Source organism: Bradyrhizobium denitrificans, assembly GCF_013179005.1.
Classification (GTDB): Bacteria; Pseudomonadota; Alphaproteobacteria; order Rhizobiales; family Xanthobacteraceae; genus Bradyrhizobium; species Bradyrhizobium denitrificans.
Window position 1 is genome coordinate 1 of sequence record NZ_JABFDP010000017.1, and the last position, 18,483, is coordinate 18,483.

The window sequence follows — 18,483 nt, forward strand, 5'->3', positions numbered from 1 at the left end:
TAAGCTATGTCCCCGGGCTGAACACTGCGCTCGCAATGACGGAGGGAGCAGTCTTGGCGCATTTGCGTGCGGTGGGGAGGACGGTCTTGAAGAGGCATGGTTCTCACCATGTGAACTCAATTGCGGAACGGGTGCTTTGCGGCCGCCAGGGACAACGCTTTCCCCCCTCCCCTCGAGGAGCTCGCCGAAGGCGAGCGTCTCGAAGGGCGAGGCCCCAACTCGGGCGTCAACTTTTGAAATCACCCCGCTCATGGGCTCTTCGCCATGCGCGGGTCGAGCGCGTCGCGGAGGCCGTCGCCGACGAGGTTGACGGCGAGCACGGTTACCGAGAGGAACGCGGCCGGGAAGAACACGATGTAGGGCTTGACCTGCCACAGCGCGCGGCCCTCCGCCATGATGTTGCCCCAGGACGGAATCGTCGGCGGCGTGCCGGCGCCGATGAAGGACAGGATGGCCTCGGTGATCATGGCGCTGGCGCAGATATAGGTCGCCTGCACCAGCATCGGCGCCATCGTGTTAGGCAGGATGTGGCGCAGGATCACCATCGGCGTACGCGTGCCCGAGGCCACCGCGCCGTCGACATAAGGCTGCTCGCGCAACGACAGCACCACGCCGCGGACGAGCCGCGCGACGCGCGGAATCTCGGCGATGGTGATGGCGAGGATCACGTTGCCGACGCTGCCGCGCGTGAGCGCCATCAGCGCCACCGCGAGCAAAATCGGCGGGATCGACATCAGCCCGTCCATGCAGCGCATCAGGACGCCATCGGCCCAGCGCACGAAGCCGGCGACAAGGCCGATCGAGAGTCCGATCAGCGAGGCCGCGAGCGCCACCGCCAACCCCACCGTGAGCGAGACGCGGGTGCCGTAGAGCACGCGCGAATAGATGTCGCGGCCGAGCGCGTCGGTGCCGAACCAGAAATCCGCCGACGGCAGCCGCGTGCGCTTGGCCGGCGCGATCGCGGTGGGATCGACGGTGAACAGAAACGGCGCAAACACGCCGATGATGACGAGCAGCAGCAGCAGCGCGCCGCCGATCGCCACCGTCGGATGGTTGCGGAGGAAGCCGATCGTGCCGCGCCGGATCTTCGGCGCGGCCATCAGGTCCGGCAGGCGGGGCGCGACGACGAGGCCCGGCGGCGGCGATGTTGTGGTCGTGGCGGTCAATAGCGGATCCTCGGGTCGACCAATGTGTAGGTGACGTCGATCAGGAGATTGACGAGCACGTAGACGAAGCTGAACAGCAGCACGATGCCCTGGATCACCGGATAGTCACGGCGCAGGATGGCGTCGATGGTGAGCCGGCCGAGGCCGGGAATGGCGAACACGCTCTCGGTGACGACGGCGCCGCCGATCAAGAGCGCAATGCCGATGCCGACGACGGTGACGATCGGCACCGCGGCGTTCTTCAGCGCGTGGATGAACAGGATACCGCCCTGCCCGAGCCCCTTGGCGCGCGCGGTGCGGATATAGTCCTGCTGCAGCACTTCGAGCATCGCGGCGCGGGTGATGCGCGCGATCAGCGCGATGTAGACGCAGCCGAGCGCCACCGCCGGCAGGATCAGGTTCTGCAGCCAGGGCCAGAACCCCTGCGCAAGCGGCGTGTAGCCCTGCACCGGCAGCAGGTCGAACTTCAACGCAAACACATAAGCGAGGATGTAGCCGACCACGAACACCGGCACCGAGAAGCCGAACACGGCGAACGCCATGATCACGCGATCGATCCAGGTGCCCGCCTTCCACGCCGCGATGACGCCGAGCGGTACCGCGATGAGGATGGTCAGGACCAGGGTGACCATCATCAGCGACAGGGTTGGCTCGATGCGCTGGGCGATCATCGCCGACACTGGAAGATTGGTGAAGATCGAGGTGCCCAGATCGAAATGCAGCAGGCGCCAGACCCAGCTGCCGAACTGGACCAGGAAGGGCTGGTCCAGTCCGAGATTGGCTCTGATGCGCTCGACGTCGGCCGGGCTCGCCTGGTCGCCGGCGATGACAACGGCCGGATCGCCCGGCGCGATGTACAGCAGGCTGAAGACGAACAGCGCGACAATCGCCATCACTGGCAAGGTCGACAGGACTCGTCGAAGCGCATAAGCGAGCATCAGATGTCTTTCACCTTGCGCATGATCTCCGCAACGAGCGCAATCGGCGCTCGTCGCGAGGACAACCGGTTCCCACTTTCCGGATCATGCGTTATGCGGTCTTCGATACGCCCCAGAACAGCGGGATCGGCCCCTTGGTCACGCCGGAAACGTTTTTGCGCCACGCGGTGTAGCCGAGGAAGAAGCCGGTGGGTGCGAACACAACGTCGTCGATCGCGGCCTTGTTGATGCGCGCGGCGACCGCCTTCTCCTCGTCCAGCGACTTGGCGTTGAACCAGTTGGTGATCTCCGTCTCGACCGGCTCGCTGGTCGGCCAGCCGAACCAGGCCTTGTCGCCATTGGCGCGCAGCGCGTTGTAGGCCGCCGGGTTGATGCAGTCCGCGCCGGCGTGCCAGGTGTGGAACATGTGCCAGCCGCCTTGCGCGGGCGGCGTCTTCTGGGCGCGGCGGGCGCCGACCGTGCCCCAATCGGTGGCGACGAAGTCGACATTCATGCCGAGCTTCTTGAGCAGATCGGCCGTGACATCGCCGAAGGCCTTGGTGATCGGCTGGTCCTGCGCCACCACGCAGGTGATCGGCTCACCCTTGTAGCCGGCTTCCTCGAGCAGCTTCTTCGCTGCCGCGAGATCGCGCTTGCCTTTCAGGATCTCGCCGCCGGCCTCGGTGTAGAGCGGCGTGCCCGGCGTGAAGAAGCCCGGCAGCGGCTTCCACAGCGAGTTGTCGTCGCCGACCAGGGCGCGCATGTAGTCTTCCTGGCTCATCGCCATCAGGATGGCCTGGCGCGCCTTCACATTGTTGAACGGCGCATGCAGATGATTGATGCGGAACGCGCCGACATTGCCCAGGGGATCGCCGATGTCGACGCCGATGTTCTTGTTGCCCTTCAGGACCGGCACCAGATCGGTGATCGGGTTCTCCCACCAATCGACCTCACCATTCTGCAGCGCGGCAGCAGCGGTCGCCGGATCCGGCATGATCACCCATTCGACGCGATCGACCAGCACCTGCTTGCCGCCGGCGAGCCATACCGGTTTCTCCTGGCGCGGCACGTAGTCGGTGAACTTCTCGAACACGGCCTTGGCGCCCGGCACCCATTCGCCCTTGACGAATTTGAACGGGCCAGAGCCGACATATTCGGTCATCTGTTTGAACGGATCGGTCTGCGCGATGCGCTCGGGCATGATGAAGGCGCAGGGCGCATTGCCCTTACCGAGTGCGAACAGCATCTTCGGATAAGGCTGCTTCAGGACCCATTTGAAGGTCTTGTCGTCGACCGCGGTGAGCTCGTTCTGCAGCGCCTTGAGCATCAGGCCCATCGGGTCGCGCGCCGACCAGCGTGTCAGGCTGGCCACGACGTCCTTGGCGAGCACCGGCGTGCCGTCATGGAATTTCAGCCCCGGGCGCAGCTTGAAGGTCCAGGTCAGGCCGTCGGAGGAGACTTCTTCCGATTCCACCATCTGGCGCTGCGGCACGAACTGGTCGTCGATGCCATACAGCGTGTCCCACACCATCGCCGCCGCGTTGCGCACGACATATTGCGTGCCCCAGATCGGATCGAAATTGGCGAGATTGGCCTGCGGCACAAAGCGCAGGGTGCGAGCGGCAGCGCCTTGCGCGATCGCCGGCGCCGCGAAGCCGCCGGTCAGAGCGAGGCCACCCGCGCCCGCCAATCCCTTCAATACCGTTCTGCGATCCATGTTCTCTCCTGATGCAACTGATGCAACGTGCCTGAGTTCAACTGCCGAAAATGTAAGCAAGGCCCATGCCATGCGCCCGGAGTGCATTCATTTGAACGCAAATGAGGCATGGGGTGCAAGGATGTCGTAGCCCGGGCGAGCGCAGTGACCCCGGGTTCTCAACTACAGCTCGTGTAAACCCGCATGTCGCTGCGCTCATGCGGGCTACGGCACTGTGCCGTGCAGCAACATCGCCCATCACGGCTTCCGCACCGGCGCGCCATCGGCCATCCGCGTCGTGCCCCTGCGCTCGACGATCATGCGATAGGCCTGCGGCTGGCGATGGACGTCGAAATTGAAGATCGTCTGCTTATAGGAGTTGCACAGATCGAGGTCGCAGCGCGCCAGCGCGATCTCGTCGCCCTTGGTGGCGCATGCGGCCACGATCTCGCCGGAGGGTGCGATGATGCAGCTGCCGGCGATGTGGTCGACGCCTTCCTCGATGCCGCCCTTGGCGACGCCGATCACCCAGGTGCCGTTCTGATAGGCACCGGACTGCATCACGAGGCGATTGTGGAACAGCGAGAGGTCGTCATGCTCCGGCGCCGGCGGATTGTGCACCGGCGTGTTGTAGCCGATCAGCACCATCTCGACGCCCTGCAGCCCCATCACGCGATAGGTCTCGGGCCAGCGGCGGTCGTTGCAGATCGCCATGCCGATCACGCCGCCGAACGCATCGGTAACGCCGAAGGCCTTGCCGGGCTCGAAATAGCGCTTCTCGAGATGCTGGAACTTGCGCCACGGCTCGTGCTCGGCATGCCCGGGCAGATGCACCTTGCGGTATTTCGCGACGATCTGGCCGGACTTGTCGACCAGAATCGCGGTGTTGTAGCGATGCACGACGCCGTCCTCGACCGCGAGCTCGGCATAGCCTAAGCAAAAGCCGATGCGCAGCTCGTTTGCGAGTGCGAACAGCGCCTGCGTCTCCGGCCCCGGCATCTCGCGCTCGAAATACGAGTCGATCTCGGCCTGATCGGCCATGTACCAGCGCGGGAAGAAGGTCGTGAGCGCGAGCTCGGGATAGACGATGAGGTCGCAGCCATTGGCGTGCGCCTGGCGCATCAACGCCGTCAGCCGCCTGACCACCGCGTGGCGCGGCTCGCTCCTGGCGATGGGGCCGAGCTGGCCGATGGCGACGTTGACAAAGCGCGGCATGATCCGTTCCTTATTCCGGAACTCAATTGTCGTGATGTGGGCGCGCAGCTCTTGCACTGATCATGCCATGGAGCGGCGCCCGCGCAAGCCGTCTCATTCGCGCAGGCCCGGCGCGTAGCCGAACGCCACCGCCGGCTCCGCCGCGGTCTCGACCCATACGCTCTTCACCTGCGTATATTCATACAGCGCCTCGACGCCGGAGGAGCGACCGTGACCGCTGTGATTGTAGCCACCGAAGGGTGAGGCGACGTTGATCGTCTTGTAGGAGTTGATCCAGAACGTGCCGGCCTTGACCTGTGCGGCCACGCGATGTGCGCGCGCGACATCCGTCGTCCACACCGCGCCAGCGAGGCCGAACTCGCTGTCATTGGCGATGGCGATCGCCTCCTCTTCGGTCTCGAAGCGGATCGCGGCGACGACGGGGCCGAACACTTCCTTGCGCGCGATGCCCATCGTATTGGTGACGTTCTTGAGCACGGTCGGCCTCACGTAGTAGCCGCCGGGCGTGCTCTCACCATTGCTGCCGGCCACGATCTCGGCGCCCTCGTCCGCGCCCTCGCGGATCAGCGACAGCACGTGATCATATTGCTTGGCGTTGTTGACGGGACCGATCTCGGTCTCGGCCGACAGCGGATCGCCGCATTTGATCTTGGCCGCGCCCTGCGCGACCAGATCGACGAAGCGGTCATAGACCGCGCTCTGCACCAGCAGCCGGGAGCCCGCAACGCAGCTCTGCCCGGCGCCGCCGAAGATCGCCGCCTGCGCGCCGATGGCGGCGCGTTCGAGATCGGCATCGGCGAACACGATATTGGCCGACTTGCCGCCGAGCTCGAGCACCGACGGCAACAGCCGCCGCGCCGCAGCCTCGCCGATCAGCCGCCCGGTCGGCACCGAGCCGACGAACACCACCTTCTTGACCGCCGGCTGCGCCAGTGCCGCCTGCCCCGTGCTGTGGCCGAAGCCGGCGAGCACGTTGACGACGCCCTTCGGCAGGCCCGCGCGCTCGGCGATCAGCGCCAGCGCCAGCGAGGTCAGCGGCGTCAGCTCCGAGGGCTTGAGGATGACCGCATTGCCCATGCTGATGGCAGGCGCGATCTGCCAGCCGGCGGTGAAGATCGGCGCATTCCACGGCGTGATCTGCAACACCACGCCCATGGGCTCGCGGCGTGTGTAGTTGAGATGGCTCGAGGGCACCGGGATGACCTCGCCGTGGAATTTGTCGGCCCATCCGGCATAATATTCGAACATCTCCGCGACCTTGGCGACCTCGCCTCTGGTGTCGCGGATCGGCTTGCCGGCGGACAAGGCTTCAAGCTGCGCCAATGGCTCGGCGGCGGCGAGGATCGCGCGGGCGATCGCCTGCATCATGCGGCCGCGACCGGCCGCCGTGAGGCGCGCCCATTCGGCCTGCCCCGCCACGGCCGCCGCCGCGGCCTTGGCCGCCACGTCGGCGCCGGCATCCGCATAGCTGAACAGCAATTGCCCGGTGGCGGGATCATTGACGGAGATCGTCGCGCCGCGGCCGATGACGATATCACCGCCGACATGCGAGCCGATGCTCGCGACGTCAGGCCAGAACGGCAGCGCGGCGTCGCGCAAGCGGGAATCGATGAAATGGGTCATGGCTGCTCTCATGGCTTCGCGATCGGACCGAGCTGTAGCTCGACGACGCGGTTGAAATCCTCGGGATCGGCGATGCGGGTTGCGCTCTCCGCCCAGATGCGCGCTGTATCGGCAGCCATGGGCAGAGCCAGGCCCAGCTCGCCGATGAACTGCGCCGCCAACCGGACGTCCTTGCGCATCAGCTGCATGGTGAAGCCGGAATCGAAGGCGCCGTTGAGGATCCAGTTGGGCACGTTGACGAGCGTGACGCCCGATCGCCCCGAACCGGCGTTGAGCCCTTCGAGCAGCCGCCCGGCATCGACGCCGGCGGCCTTGGCGATACGCAGCGCCTCGGCGGCGGTGAGCAGATGCGCCGCGCATAGCAGGTTGTTGACGATCTTGGCGACGTTGCCCGCACCGACCCCGCCGACATGCACGCGCTTGGCGCTCATGCGCTCCAGCACCGGCAGGACGCAAGCGAGATCGGCGTCGTCGGCGCCGATCACCATGGTCATGGTGCCCGTCGCGGCGCCCTTCGGTCCGCCGCTGACCGGCGCATCGACGAAGCCCATGCCGCACGCCTTGAGCAGGCTCGCCAGCCGGCGCGAGGTCTCGGGATGGGAGGTCGAGGTGTCGACGATGATGACACCGGCCCGCGCATGCGCAAGAATGCCGCCGGCGCCTTCCACCACGCGCTCGACGATCTCGGCGGTCGGCAGCGAGAGGATCACGATATCGGCCGCGGCGACCACCGCGTCGATCCCGTCGGCGATCGCGATGCCCTCGGCGGCCAGCATCTCCCGCGTGGCCGCGGCTGCGTCATAGCCGGTCACGGCGAAGCCCGCGCCCTTGAGGGTCAGCGCCATGCCCCGCCCCATATTGCCAAGTCCGATGATACCGACTGCGGTCACGACGCCTCCTGCCGAGATTGCCTGCGAAGCGTAGCCGCCTCGATTTGCGGCAGACATCAGCGGCGCGTCGCGCTAGTGTTGACTGCAGGTCAACACTCCCGATGCATCATGTCCGCCGTCCTGCTCGACCATCATCGTCTGCAATATCTCCATGAAGCGGTGCGGCTGGGCTCGGTGCGCGCCGCAGCGGAAGCGCTCGACATCAACGCCTCGGTGGTCAGCCGACAGATCGCGCTGTTGGAGAAGGAGCTGGGGCTCAGCCTGATCGAGCGCCTCAGTCGCGGCATTCGCGCCACCGAAGCCGGCGCGCTGCTGGTCGAGCGTTTCCGGAAATGGGAGGCCGACCAGGCCGACACGGTTGCGAAGCTGCGCGAGCTGCAGGGGCTCAAACGCGGCCATGTCGACATCGTGCTCGGCGAAGGCTTCGTCAGCGACCTGATGTCGGGCCCGCTCGGCCGCTTCTGGCTGCGCCATCCGGATCTGACCATGGCGTTCGATCTCGCCGGCACCAACGAGGTCGTCAACGCCGTGGCCGAGGACCGCTATCACATCGGCCTGGTGTTCAACCCGAGCGCCGATCCTCGCATCCGCGTGGCGACCGCAAGCCGGCAGCCGCTGTGCGCCATCCTGCCGCCCGGTCACGCGCTGGCCGGCCTCAACCGTCCCTTGCGCCTGCACGAGCTCGTCGATCACCCGCTCGGCCTGATGCATCCAAGCTATGGCACGCGGCAGATCCTGGCCATGGCAGAGGCGGCGGAACGGATCGCCCTCGCACCCAAGCTCACCACCAGCTCCATCAATGTGCTCCGCCATTTCGTCAAGAGCGGCCTCGGCCTGACGCTGCTGCCGGCGTTCTCGATCGCCGCCGATCTCGCCGACGGCTCGCTTGCAGCGATCCCGATCGACAACCGCCTGCTGTCGTCGAGCGAAGCCTGCGTCATCACCCGCCGCGGCCGCGAGCTGCCGCATGCCGCGGGTCAGCTGCTGCGCTTCCTGAGCGGACAGATGCGGGCCTTCCGGGCCGGCGAGCCGGCCGCCAAGATGAAGCCGCGCGCGACCCGCCGCTGACAGCGACTGCCGACCGCTTTTCTGTTGCGCGCTCGCCGAGGTTGCGTTTTGATGCCGCAATCCAAGGAAACTTCCCCATGCGCCATGTTTTCGCGATCGCCGTCAGCCTGTCGATGACAACCGCGGCCGTGGCGGAGAATTGCCAGCTGCTCGGCCATCAGATCATTTGCGACAATGGCGTATCCGGGCAACGGATCGGCAACAACACCTATTGGAGCGACGGCTCCTCGTCGCGGCAGATCGGGCCATTCACCTACAACAGCGACGGCTCCAGCTCGCAGCAGATCGGCAATCACACCTATTACAGCGACGGCGAGTCATCCCATACGATCGGCAACACGACCTATTTCAGCGACGGCCGGACATGCCGGCGGATCGGCAACAACATCTATTGCGATTAGTCGGCCGAATGGCGGGCGCGTCGCCGAATGCCCCCTCCGACGATGGGAGGGGATGGAGCGGGTGAAGGGAATCGAACCCTCGTATTCAGCTTGGAAGGCTGCTGCTCTACCATTGAGCTACACCCGCATCGGGGCGTTCCCTAACATGGTCCGCGCCGGGTCTCAACCTCTTCGGGACAGGTTGGTCAGCGGATTGAATCGGATCAATTGTCCCCAATGGACGCCCGAATCAGCGGTCACGCCGACCAGCAAACCGCAACGCAGCACGGAGGGGTGGGTCATCGGGTTCCGTAATCGTCCCCCCTACCCAGGCGGCCGGGAGCGCCCTATACTGGTTTTATCGTCAACAACGAAAGGAGGTGATCCAGTGTCTTTCACCAAGCGCTGTCACCTCGCTGGGATCGCCCGCTGAGCAGCGGCTCTCGATGAGCAGTATGCGATGAGCGCGTGATTCGTCAGCGTCGCAGCGCCATCGCGGCTCGGCAACGGGGCGATCTCAGCCCTGGACCAGCGAGTTCAAGATCGGAAGCGCGGCGGGTCCAACGGCCCGCCGCGTTTTTTATTGAGGAATTTTCTCGGCCGCCTTTGCCGGCGCCGGGCGCACCCAGCGCCGGGCGAGGAACCCGCCGAAGCCGAGCATCCAGAAATACTGCACATAATCGGGCGAGAACGCCGCGATCGCGATCCCGGGCACGAACACGATGACGGGGAAGACGGCGCCGACGATCTCGGCGGAGCGGGCGCCCGGAAGCGCAAGCCACCACAGCGCGGCGTTCAACGCCGCGATGATGGTCAGGTGAACGCCATAGAGCACGGCCACCGCGCTCGAGAGACGGTAGCTGCCATAGAGGCCGTTGGTCACCGGCAGCAGCACGATGGACAGCAGGAAGAACAAATTGAGGATCACGATGAATCGGCTGCCGAATGGCTGCCGCGCCAGCCTGCGGTGATGGCTGATCCAGAACACGCCAGCGATGATGAAGCTCAGGACCAGCCCGGCCAGCCGGCCCGAATAGGTGTGCGCCAGCTCCGTCCAGCCGGGCAGTTGGGCGAAATTCGGCTTCGGCAGGTCGTAGGCCAGCAGCGTCATCGCCACACCGAAAATGGTGTTGGACAGCGATTCCAGCCGGCGCATCTCGAACAGGTCGGATTGAGGATCGGTCATGTCAGGTCGGCAGGCGCACGCAGGAGGCAAGTCGGTTCCGGTCTATAGCATGTCCGGAGCCCGCTTGCCGACCGGCGGCACGCCGATGCCCAAGCAGCATCCCCCTTTAACGGGGCCGCTGGAGGAAGCCGCGGCTCAGCCGCCGGTTTCAGCCGGTTTCACTTGCACTCATAGACATGGCCGTCGAAGCCGCGATAGCTCCGCGTCGTCGGATTATAACTGCGGAACTGGACACAGGCCGGCATGCCGGCGGTGCGGAGCCTTGGCGTTTCCTCCGCTTGCGGGCGCGCCGCCACCGGCGTGGTGACGGCAGCCGGCTTGGCCATCACGATCAGCGGCTTCTTGTCAGACGCCGTCGTGCGCTTGCTGGCCTCCTTGCCCTTCTCCCCGGCCTTGGCCTCCTTGCCCCGATCCTCACTCGCCCCCTTCGGCGCGGCGGGCTGGCCGCCCTTGACCGACGGGTCCTTGGTCGCCGCGGCCGTCCTGCCGGATGCTGCCCTGCCCGGCGGCATCGTACCCGGCGTCAAATGACCCGCCCCCGGCTCGTCCGGCATCGCCTTGCTGGACGCTGCCTTGCTCGTGGCGCTCTTGCTCGCGCTCGCGGCCGCCTTGCCCGTTGCAAGCTTGGACCCCGCGACGGGATCGGCGGCGGCCTTCTGGGCCGGCCCGACCTTGTCGGAGGTCGCCGGGTGCTTCGATTCGGGGGGCGTCGCGGGGGCCTGCGCGGTCGCCTCGCCCGCAGCCTTGGTCTCGGCAGCGGCAGGCGTGTCATCCACGGCAGCCTGGCTCGGCGGGTTCGGTTTCGCATCCGTGGATGCCGTCTTGTCGTCTCCCGGCGGCTTGTCCTCGGCCACCGGCGCCGCGGCTGGCTTCTTGATCACCTTCTTGCAGTCGAGCGGAAACACCAGTTCGCCGGATGCGGTCATGCCGATCGGCTCGCAGCCACCGAATGGGCCACTGTCCTTGAGCGCATCCGTCGTCGCCGCGTCCTTGGCGACCTCACCCACGGGGGCTGCGGCTGCGCCTCCACCGGGTTCCGCGCCCTGCGCTTGGACGGCCGTCAAAGCAACCTGAAATAGAACAACGCCGCATAACAAGCCGGCATAACCGGCATTCCGCCCCAATGTACGCATGACACGCTCGCTCGACGCACAAACTGCAACGAGGCCACCACGCCATTGAGGCAAGTCTGTGAAGGCAAGCCGCAGAGGCCCGCGCCCCCGTCAATTCATCGGCATTGTGGCTTGCCGACATGATCCAGTTCGTGCGAGATTCTTCTCATAATATGGCGACAATCCGAGCTCATGAGGGCGCCTCGAATGCGAGGACCGGCCGTGTGGTCGGCGTGTGGCAGCGCCCGGACACCATCGTGAGTTCGACCGAGTATCGTCCCGACATCGACTGCCTGCGCGCGTTTGCCGTGTCGTCGGTGATCGCATTCCATTACGACATCTCGCCGTTCCGCAGCGGTTATGTCGGTGTGGACGTCTTCTTCGTGATCTCGGGCTTTCTGATCACCCGGATCATCCGCGCGGAGACCCGTGCCGGCACGTTTTCGATCGCGGCCTTCTATCGGCGTCGCGCCCGCCGCATCCTGCCGGCCGCCTTTGCGATGCTGTGCGCCACCTTGCTGGCGGCGTGCGTCGTCCTGTTGCCGCAGCAGACCTTGTCCGCGGCGCAGCAGGCGCTTTCCGTCCTGGCGTTCAGCTCGAACATCCTGTTCTGGTCCCAGCAGGGCTATTTCGACGCGGCCGCCATCACCAAGCCGCTGCTGCACACCTGGTCGCTCGGCGTCGAGGAGCAATATTACTTCATCTTCCCCGCGCTCGCGCCGGCCATCTTCGCACGACGGCGGTCTCTGATGCTGGCGAGCCTGGTTGCGATCTGTGTCGCCTCGTTCCTGCTCTGCGTGGTGCAGACCCGGATCCAGCCGGCAGCCGCCTTCTATCTGCTGCCGGCGCGCGCCTGGCAGCTCGCGCTTGGCGCGCTGCTCGCGGTCGAGATCGTGCCGCCACTCCGAAGCCAGCGACTTCGGATCGGCGCGGCGACCTTGGGATGGATCGCGCTCGGCGCCTCAGTCAATGTGTTCTCGCCGCGCACGCCCTACCCCGGCGTCGCCGCGCTGCTGCCCTGCCTCGGCACGGCCGCGGTGATCTGGGCCCAGCCGACACCGAACAGGCTCGTCCTCGCGGCCACACGCCCGATGATCGCCGTCGGCCTGTGGTCCTACTCGCTCTATCTCTGGCACTGGCCGGTCGTCTCCTTCGCAACCGCCATCTGGGGTCCGCCGAGCTCGGCGATGGACAAGCTCGGTCTGCTCGCCGCCTGCACCGCGCTGGCGCTGGCGAGCTTCTATCTGGTCGAGCAGCCGGCACGCCGCGCCGAATGGCCGGTCACGGCGCGGAGGCTCGCGGCGAGCGGCGCCGCGGCGCTGCTGATTGCGGTCATCACGATCTGGTCCGCCGGCTTTCCCGGCCGTTTCTCGCCGCAACAGCAGGCTTTGGCGGGTTTTATCAACTACGACCACAGCGGCGTCTATGAGGAAGGCACCTGCTTCCTGAGCCCGGGTCAGACGTTCGAAGCGTTGCAGCCGTCGTGCCTCGCGCGCGGTCCCGGCTCCAACATCCTGCTGTGGGGCGACAGCCATGCCGCGCACCTCGTTGACGGGCTGAAGCGGGCCATGTCGCAGGCGACGTTGCGCCGCGCCACGATGGCGCAGTGCGTTCCCTACCTGGAGCGCGGCCAGTCGGCGGCGTGCGGCGAATTCAATCGCCGCCTGCCTGAGCTGCTGCGCGAGCACGCGCCTGATATCGTGATCCTCTCCGGCAATTGGACGCGCAGCGTGATGGCGCCGGCCGCGCGCGCGGATCTCTTTGCCACGATCGCCGCGGCGACGGCCGCCGGCAGCCGCGTCGTGGTGATCGGGCCGAGCCCGCAATTCGACCGGCCCTTGCCTCATCTGCTGATCGCTTCATCGCGCTTCGGCGTCGACAGCGACGGCCATGTGCCGACGATGTTCTTCGCGGTCGACGACTTCCTTCGCGACCTGCTGAAGAGTGTGCCGCAGACGGACTACGTGTCGCTGCTCGATCTGCTCTGCCCCGACAAGCACTGCGTGCTGCAGACGGCGGACGGCGCTCCCCTCGCCTGGGACGACGGCCATTTCACCGCGCAGGGATCGGAGCTTGCGGCCACCCGCATCGTCGCGGCGTCGCCGGCGCTGAGCTCGGCCGGCACCATATCGTCCATCGGCGAACAAGGCGCTGCGCAATCGCGCTAGTCGTCTGCCAGGAACCGCGCAAAGATCGGGGCGGCGCGCTCGCCCATGCGCTGCGCTCCTGCCACGGTGAAGTGACCGGCATCCTGAAACAGCCACACGCCGTCCTGCACGACCGGACAGTCCCGGTCGCAATAAACCTCGGACGGCCTGAGCAGCGCCACCTTGGCCAATGGCCTGATCGCCTGCGACAGCACGGCATCGATGGTGCGATTGGCGGCGACGGCTTCGGCCTTCGGCACGGGATCGCACGGCTTGGCCGGCGCATGCCAGCGCGGTCCCGGCAGCATGCGCAGCTGATCGAAGCCGCAATTCACCGGCCTGACCTGGCCGCCGATGACCAGGAAATGCCGGCCCGGCCGGTCGAGCAGACGGATCGTCTCGACCAGATCGGCCGCGACCTCGGCGTTGCGGGCCTCGGCCGCTGGGCCGTCACCGAGATCCAGATAGTTCTGCCAAGCTTGGCCGATCACGACGTAATCGGCTTGCGATTGCCGGACCCGCGGCAGTTCGCTGTCGCGCAGCTCCGCGCAGACCCGTGCGCGCGCTCCTTCGGCGCTCAGACCCGACAGAACCGGACAGCCGCTCATCGTCGAGACATGTCCGATCATGCCGCGGGTCTTGAGGGTCGTATCGAGTGCGGCGACATATTGCTGCACATAGGAATCGCCCAGCAGCTCGACGCCGCGCGTGCCCGCGAGGTCGCCAAATACGCAGATGCGATCGACCGCGCGGCCGCATTTGTTGAGACCGAAGCCCTGCAATTGGAACAGCGCAAGCTGATCTGCCGGCAGCCGCGAGACGACCCCATGGGCGCGGAACGTCAGATGGGTGACCGCGGTGACGGCGAGCAGAACGGAGGCGAAGCCGGCCACCTGCGTCCAGCGCGGCCAGCGCAGCCGGCGCATCGGCTGCTCGACCGCGACGAACATGAGCGCCGCCAGTGCCGCCATCAGCGCAAGCTGTGCGACAAGTCCCGCGAATGTCTGCGCGGCGTCGCCGAAGATGAAGCCGGCGAAAAAGATCACCGGCCAATGCACGAGATAGAGCGAGTAGGACGCCGCGCCGATGGCACGGACCGGACCAGCCATCATCAGCGATGTCGGCGCGTTGGCTGCGATGATGATCATGGCCGCGAGGCACGGCAGGATCGCGGCCACGCCTGCATAGGCCTGATAGCGTCCGATCACCGCGAGGCTGCCGAGCAGGACGACATCGCCGCAGGCCGCCGCGACGGCGCGGGCCCGCGGCGCCGATGCGAGACGCGCCTCCAGCGGAATGGCGAGCGCCCCGAGCGCGAACTCGAACACCCGGAATGGCGTCAGGAAGAACACGGCGTCGGAATCATAAGGCAAGTACAGGATCGCCAGGACGAAGGACGCCAATCCGACGGCCGCGATGGCGCGAAACACCGCCCGGCCATGGCCGATCCACATCAGGAGCAGCGGCGCCAACGCATAGAACTGCACTTCCAGCGACAGCGACCACAGATGCAACAGCGGCAGCTGGTCCGCATTCGGCGCGAAATAGGCGCTCGCCTCGCGCCAATATTGCACGTTGGCGATCGACAGCAGCCCGTGCGTCGCCTCCTTCGCCAGCTGGCGCAGGGCTTCGGGCGACAGGAACAGCCAGCCGACCGCAAAGCTCGCGGCAATCGTCGTGATCAGCGCCGGCAGGATGCGCCGCGCGCGCCGCAGATAGAACTCCGACAGCGCGAACCGTCCGGCCCTGAGATCGCGCAGGATCTGGCCGGTGATGAGATAGCCGGAGATGACGAAGAAGATGTCGACGCCGGCGAAGCCCGCCTCGAAGCCCGCAATTCTCAGGTGGAAGAGAATGACGATGATGACGGCGATGGCCCGGAGGCCATCGATGTCAGCACGATGATTGCGTTGCAATGTGGTCCACCCCGTGCATCCTTCGAGGCGGACGAGATGCGCAGACACGAATGGCAACAGCGGGAAACAGTCGTGACGCGATCGGACCAATGTGGTGTCGGACAACAGGCGGGCCTGAGGCAGAGCCGCCGCGTATAAGAGCGGCCTTGGACACCAGAAAGGCTGTGGCGATCGGCGGCCGCAGCTCCGCGCGACGGCCGGCGATCGTCAGCTAGGGTTGCGACACGCCGGACAAGACATGGGAGATCTGGGCGACCGCCCGTTGGCCCATCAGTTGCGCGCCCGCCACGGTGAAGTGGCCGGCATCGAGGAACAGCCACACGCCATCGTCACGGACGATGGGACAGCTCTCGCCGCAATAGATCTCGGCCGGCCGCAGCAGCTCGGCATTGCTGCGTTGCTCGAGCGCCGCCGCCAGCACAGCATCGATCTCGCGGCTGTCGGCACGCGCGCTGGCTGCTGCCAACGGCCGACAGGGCGCCGGCGGCGCGTGCCACAACGGGCCGGGTTGCATGCGCACCGAGTCGAAGCTGCAGTCCGTTGGCCGCACCTGGCCGCCGATGATCAGGAAGCGCCGCCCCGGCCGATCGAGCAGGCGCAGCAGGGCCTGTAGCCCGTCGCGAATCTCTGCCGCCTGTCGCGCCTTGTCGGCGTCGGTGCCGTCCAGATACAGGTGCCAAGCCTGCCCGACCACGACGACATCGGCGGACGACGCTCTGACGCGTGACAGCTCGCGGTCGCGCAGGGCCACGCATTCGGCGACACGGGGCGGACGCGGAGCAACGCCGGGAAGCATCGGGCAGCCGCCGACGGTCGAGGTCGTGCCGCGGATGGCGCGCCGCTTGAGTGCGTCATCCAGCGCGGCCACGTAGTGGTGAACGTAGGAATCGCCCAGAAGCTCCAGCCGGCCTGCCCCTGCGGGATCGCCGAACTGGCAGAAATCGCTCGTCCGCGTACACGGGCTCATGCCGAAGCGTTGCAGCTCGAGCCGGGCGCGCTGCTCCGCGGGCAAGCGCCAGGTCACGCCATCGGCCTTGAACGTCGCATGGGTGGCCGCGGCGCACATCACGATCACTGCCGCGAAGGCGCAGGCCTGCTTCCACTGTACGCCCCGCATCTGCCGAACCGGCTGTTCGACGAGAAAAAACATCGCGGCCGTGAGCGCCGCCATGACCAGCAATTGCGTCACCACGCCGAGAGCGCTGCCTGTCGGCTCGCCGAAGATGAAGTGGGCGAAATAGATCACCGGCCAATGCACGAGATAGAGCGAGTAGGACGAGCGCCCGACGGCCAGAACGGCGCGATTGGCGAACAGCCCTGTCGGCCGGTTGGCGGCGATGATGACCGCGGTCGCGAGGCTCGGGGGCAAGGCGCCGAGCCCGGCCTCGCGCTGGAACCGCTCGATGACCAGGAGGCTTCCGCAGAGCACGGCATAGCCGAGCCAGGCGGCGACGGTGCGCGCCGTCGGCCTGGTCGCGATCCGCCGCTCCAACACGATCGCCAGCGCGCCGAGCACGAATTCGAACGCGCGGAACGGCGTGAGGAAGAACACGGCCTCGGGATCTCTCGGCAGCCACAGGATCGCCGCCGCGAGCGACACCGCTCCTGCCAGCGCGATGCCCGCAAACACGTGCCGGGTCCGGTTCAACAGCACCAGCATCAGGGGACTGACGAGATAGAACTGCTCCTCGGCCGACAGCGACCACAGATGCAGCAGGCCGAGCTGGTCCGAGCTCGGGGCGAAATATTGGTTGGCCTCGCGCCAATATTGGATGTTGGCGATCGACAACAGGCCGTGCGTCGCCTCCTTGGCCAGCTGACGCAACGCGTCGGGCGGAAGCCACAGCCAGCCGATCGCGACGCTGAGCATGATGGTGGCGATGAGGGCCGGCAAAATGCGGCACGCGCGGCGGGTGTAGAATGCGGCAAATGAGAAGCTGCCGCGGTCGAGGTCACGCAGGATGTGTCCGGTGATCAGATATCCGGAGATGACGAAAAAAATGTCGACCCCGGCGAATCCGCCGCCGAAGCCGCTCACTTTGAGGTGAAACAACACGACGACGGCGACGGCGATGGCGCGCAGACCGTCAATATCGGCGCGATACGCGCCAGAGCTGTTTACGGCCATATCAAGATCGATCGAACAACCGACGCCGCAGCGCTGGCTGAGCCTTCAGCCGGGAGGGCATCACGAGATCGACCCGATCGGCCCGCATCATTGGTGTCGCGAGGCAGGACATTGGCCGGGCGGTGCTGACAAGATGGCGGGAACGGCTATGTTTGGCCCAACGTCCAGACGTCATGGGGCCGGCCGCAGCCGAAGGATGGTCGAACCAGGACGTGAAGCCACGAAGCCATGACGGCGGATTTCAAGACCGCGGATGTCATGCGGGCGGGTTTGCCGTCGGTCCATGTCGCAATTCTCAGCATCCTGATGCACGGTCCTGAGAAGCTGACTTCGTTGAGCTTCTCCCGGAGTAGCGGCCATCTACCACGGATTCCGTGGATTGAGGAGGCCGGAAAGTCCGTCCCCCGGCCGATGCGCAGGTGCCGCTTGCGCCGGACCGCGCAGGCATGCAGTCGACTAGGCGGTGCGCGCAGCGTCCTCCAGGATCACCTTTGCACAATCGCGCGCAGTGCGCACGGCTCCGTCATCCTGATAGATCAGGATCTGAGCGAGCGCGCCGTCATACAGCAGATTGAGCCGCGCAGAGACCTTGTCGCGGTGCGACCAGGTAACCGGAAGAAGACCCGAGAAGATCGCCCGCACCGCGTCCTTGTGCTCGCGCGCGATCTTCCGCACCGTCTCCGAGCCACCGCTCTCCGCGGTGGCGATCATGAATGCGCAGCCGCGGAACGTGTCGGCTCGCGCCTTGACCGCGAGCAGGTCGAAGATCGTGAGGACCTTGTCGATCCCCTTGGCACGCGAGCGACGCAACCCGTCCTGGAGCGCCGCGACGACGGCGGCATGGCGGCGGGTCAGGCAGGCCGCGATCAGATCGTCCTTGCTCTCGAAATGGCGGTACATCGTCGCCTTGGCCACATCCGCTTCGCGGATAATGCGATCGATGCCGACGGCGTTGATGCCCTCGCGATAGAACAGGCCGCCAGCGACGTCGATGATGTGCTCGGCGATCGGAGGCAAAATGTCTGGGGGCATGAGCGAA

At 66.4% G+C, this 18,483-nt stretch carries 14 protein-coding genes and 1 tRNA gene; 3 read left to right on the top strand and 12 right to left on the bottom strand.

Features of this window, described 5'->3' with window-relative positions; genetic code table 11:
• Positions 1–248 precede the first annotated feature (248 nt).
• The 6 genes from HL671_RS19325 to HL671_RS19350 all read right to left on the bottom strand — a co-directional run bounded on the left by HL671_RS19325 (position 249) and on the right by HL671_RS19350 (position 7,507).
• Positions 249–1,166: an ABC transporter permease gene (locus HL671_RS19325; RefSeq protein WP_012045085.1), complete on the bottom strand. Its 918-nt coding sequence runs from the start codon at positions 1,164–1,166 to the stop codon at positions 249–251.
• Positions 1,163–2,104 carry an ABC transporter permease gene (locus HL671_RS19330; RefSeq protein WP_041750852.1) on the bottom strand — a complete coding sequence of 314 codons (942 nt, stop codon included), beginning with the start codon at positions 2,102–2,104 and terminating at the stop codon, positions 1,163–1,165. The genes HL671_RS19325 and HL671_RS19330 overlap by 4 nt, the downstream gene beginning before the upstream one ends.
• A 91-nt stretch (positions 2,105–2,195) precedes the next feature.
• Positions 2,196–3,800 carry an ABC transporter substrate-binding protein gene (locus HL671_RS19335; protein ID WP_172237618.1) on the bottom strand — a complete coding sequence of 535 codons (1,605 nt, stop codon included), beginning with the start codon at positions 3,798–3,800 and terminating at the stop codon, positions 2,196–2,198.
• Positions 3,801–4,037: 237 nt separating this feature from the next.
• A complete protein-coding gene (locus HL671_RS19340) occupies positions 4,038–4,994 on the bottom strand; it encodes an N-carbamoyl-D-amino-acid hydrolase (protein WP_012045088.1) in 957 nt (318 codons plus the stop codon).
• A 93-nt stretch (positions 4,995–5,087) separates the two neighbouring features.
• Positions 5,088–6,617, bottom strand: coding sequence for an aldehyde dehydrogenase family protein (locus tag HL671_RS19345; protein ID WP_172237621.1), 1,530 nt, complete (start codon positions 6,615–6,617; stop codon positions 5,088–5,090).
• Positions 6,618–6,625: 8 nt separating this feature from the next.
• Positions 6,626–7,507 (bottom strand): NAD(P)-dependent oxidoreductase, encoded by an 882-nt coding sequence (locus HL671_RS19350; protein ID WP_012045090.1) that lies wholly within the window; start codon positions 7,505–7,507, stop codon positions 6,626–6,628.
• Positions 7,508–7,615: 108 nt separating this feature from the next.
• Between HL671_RS19350 and HL671_RS19355 the strand changes: the two genes are divergently transcribed.
• Together HL671_RS19355 and HL671_RS19360 are read left to right on the top strand one after the other, a co-directional pair.
• Positions 7,616–8,575, top strand: coding sequence for a LysR family transcriptional regulator (locus tag HL671_RS19355; RefSeq protein ID WP_012045091.1), 960 nt, complete (start codon positions 7,616–7,618; stop codon positions 8,573–8,575).
• Between the two features lie 77 nt (positions 8,576–8,652).
• Positions 8,653–8,976, top strand: a complete 324-nt coding sequence (locus HL671_RS19360; RefSeq protein WP_012045092.1) for a hypothetical protein — start codon at positions 8,653–8,655, stop codon at positions 8,974–8,976.
• Positions 8,977–9,029: 53 nt separating this feature from the next.
• Here the strand turns inward: HL671_RS19360 and HL671_RS19365 are convergent.
• From HL671_RS19365 to HL671_RS19375, 3 genes are all read right to left on the bottom strand, one after another.
• A tRNA-Gly gene (locus HL671_RS19365) sits at positions 9,030–9,103 on the bottom strand.
• 432 nt (positions 9,104–9,535) lie between these two features.
• Complete coding sequence (locus HL671_RS19370) at positions 9,536–10,141, bottom strand: TMEM175 family protein (RefSeq protein WP_012045093.1); 606 nt, start codon at positions 10,139–10,141, stop codon at positions 9,536–9,538.
• 158 nt (positions 10,142–10,299) lie between these two features.
• The gene (locus HL671_RS19375; protein ID WP_307769039.1) at positions 10,300–11,148 is read right to left on the bottom strand and encodes a hypothetical protein; all 849 of its coding nucleotides are present in this window, start codon (positions 11,146–11,148) and stop codon (positions 10,300–10,302) included.
• 362 nt (positions 11,149–11,510) lie between these two features.
• On the opposite strand from HL671_RS19375, the gene HL671_RS19380 reads away from it, so the two are divergent.
• Positions 11,511–13,421: an acyltransferase family protein gene (locus HL671_RS19380; protein ID WP_172237627.1), complete on the top strand. Its 1,911-nt coding sequence runs from the start codon at positions 11,511–11,513 to the stop codon at positions 13,419–13,421.
• Here HL671_RS19380 and HL671_RS19385 read toward each other — a convergent pair.
• The 3 genes from HL671_RS19385 to HL671_RS19395 form a co-directional block, all read right to left on the bottom strand.
• On the bottom strand, positions 13,418–15,316 hold the full coding sequence (locus tag HL671_RS19385; protein WP_012045096.1) for an acyltransferase family protein: 1,899 nt from the start codon (positions 15,314–15,316) through the stop codon (positions 13,418–13,420). The two genes, HL671_RS19380 and HL671_RS19385, sit on opposite strands and share 4 nt — an antisense overlap.
• Before the next feature lie 211 nt (positions 15,317–15,527).
• Positions 15,528–17,444: an acyltransferase family protein gene (locus tag HL671_RS19390; protein WP_172237630.1), complete on the bottom strand. Its 1,917-nt coding sequence runs from the start codon at positions 17,442–17,444 to the stop codon at positions 15,528–15,530.
• A gap of 456 nt (positions 17,445–17,900) precedes the next feature.
• Positions 17,901–18,476, bottom strand: a complete 576-nt coding sequence (locus tag HL671_RS19395; protein ID WP_210263975.1) for a TetR/AcrR family transcriptional regulator — start codon at positions 18,474–18,476, stop codon at positions 17,901–17,903.
• Positions 18,477–18,483 lie beyond the last annotated feature (7 nt).

Coding starts and splice junctions, on each gene's coding strand:
- HL671_RS19330 (WP_041750852.1), bottom strand. CDS start 2,104: ATGCTCGCTTATGCGCTTCGACGAGTCCTGTCGACCTTGCCAGTGATG.
- HL671_RS19335 (WP_172237618.1), bottom strand. CDS start 3,800: ATGGATCGCAGAACGGTATTGAAGGGATTGGCGGGCGCGGGTGGCCTC.
- HL671_RS19340 (WP_012045088.1), bottom strand. CDS start 4,994: ATGCCGCGCTTTGTCAACGTCGCCATCGGCCAGCTCGGCCCCATCGCC.
- HL671_RS19345 (WP_172237621.1), bottom strand. CDS start 6,617: ATGACCCATTTCATCGATTCCCGCTTGCGCGACGCCGCGCTGCCGTTC.
- HL671_RS19355 (WP_012045091.1), top strand. CDS start 7,616: ATGTCCGCCGTCCTGCTCGACCATCATCGTCTGCAATATCTCCATGAA.
- HL671_RS19360 (WP_012045092.1), top strand. CDS start 8,653: ATGCGCCATGTTTTCGCGATCGCCGTCAGCCTGTCGATGACAACCGCG.
- HL671_RS19370 (WP_012045093.1), bottom strand. CDS start 10,141: ATGACCGATCCTCAATCCGACCTGTTCGAGATGCGCCGGCTGGAATCG.
- HL671_RS19390 (WP_172237630.1), bottom strand. CDS start 17,444: ATGGCCGTAAACAGCTCTGGCGCGTATCGCGCCGATATTGACGGTCTG.
- HL671_RS19395 (WP_210263975.1), bottom strand. CDS start 18,476: ATGCCCCCAGACATTTTGCCTCCGATCGCCGAGCACATCATCGACGTC.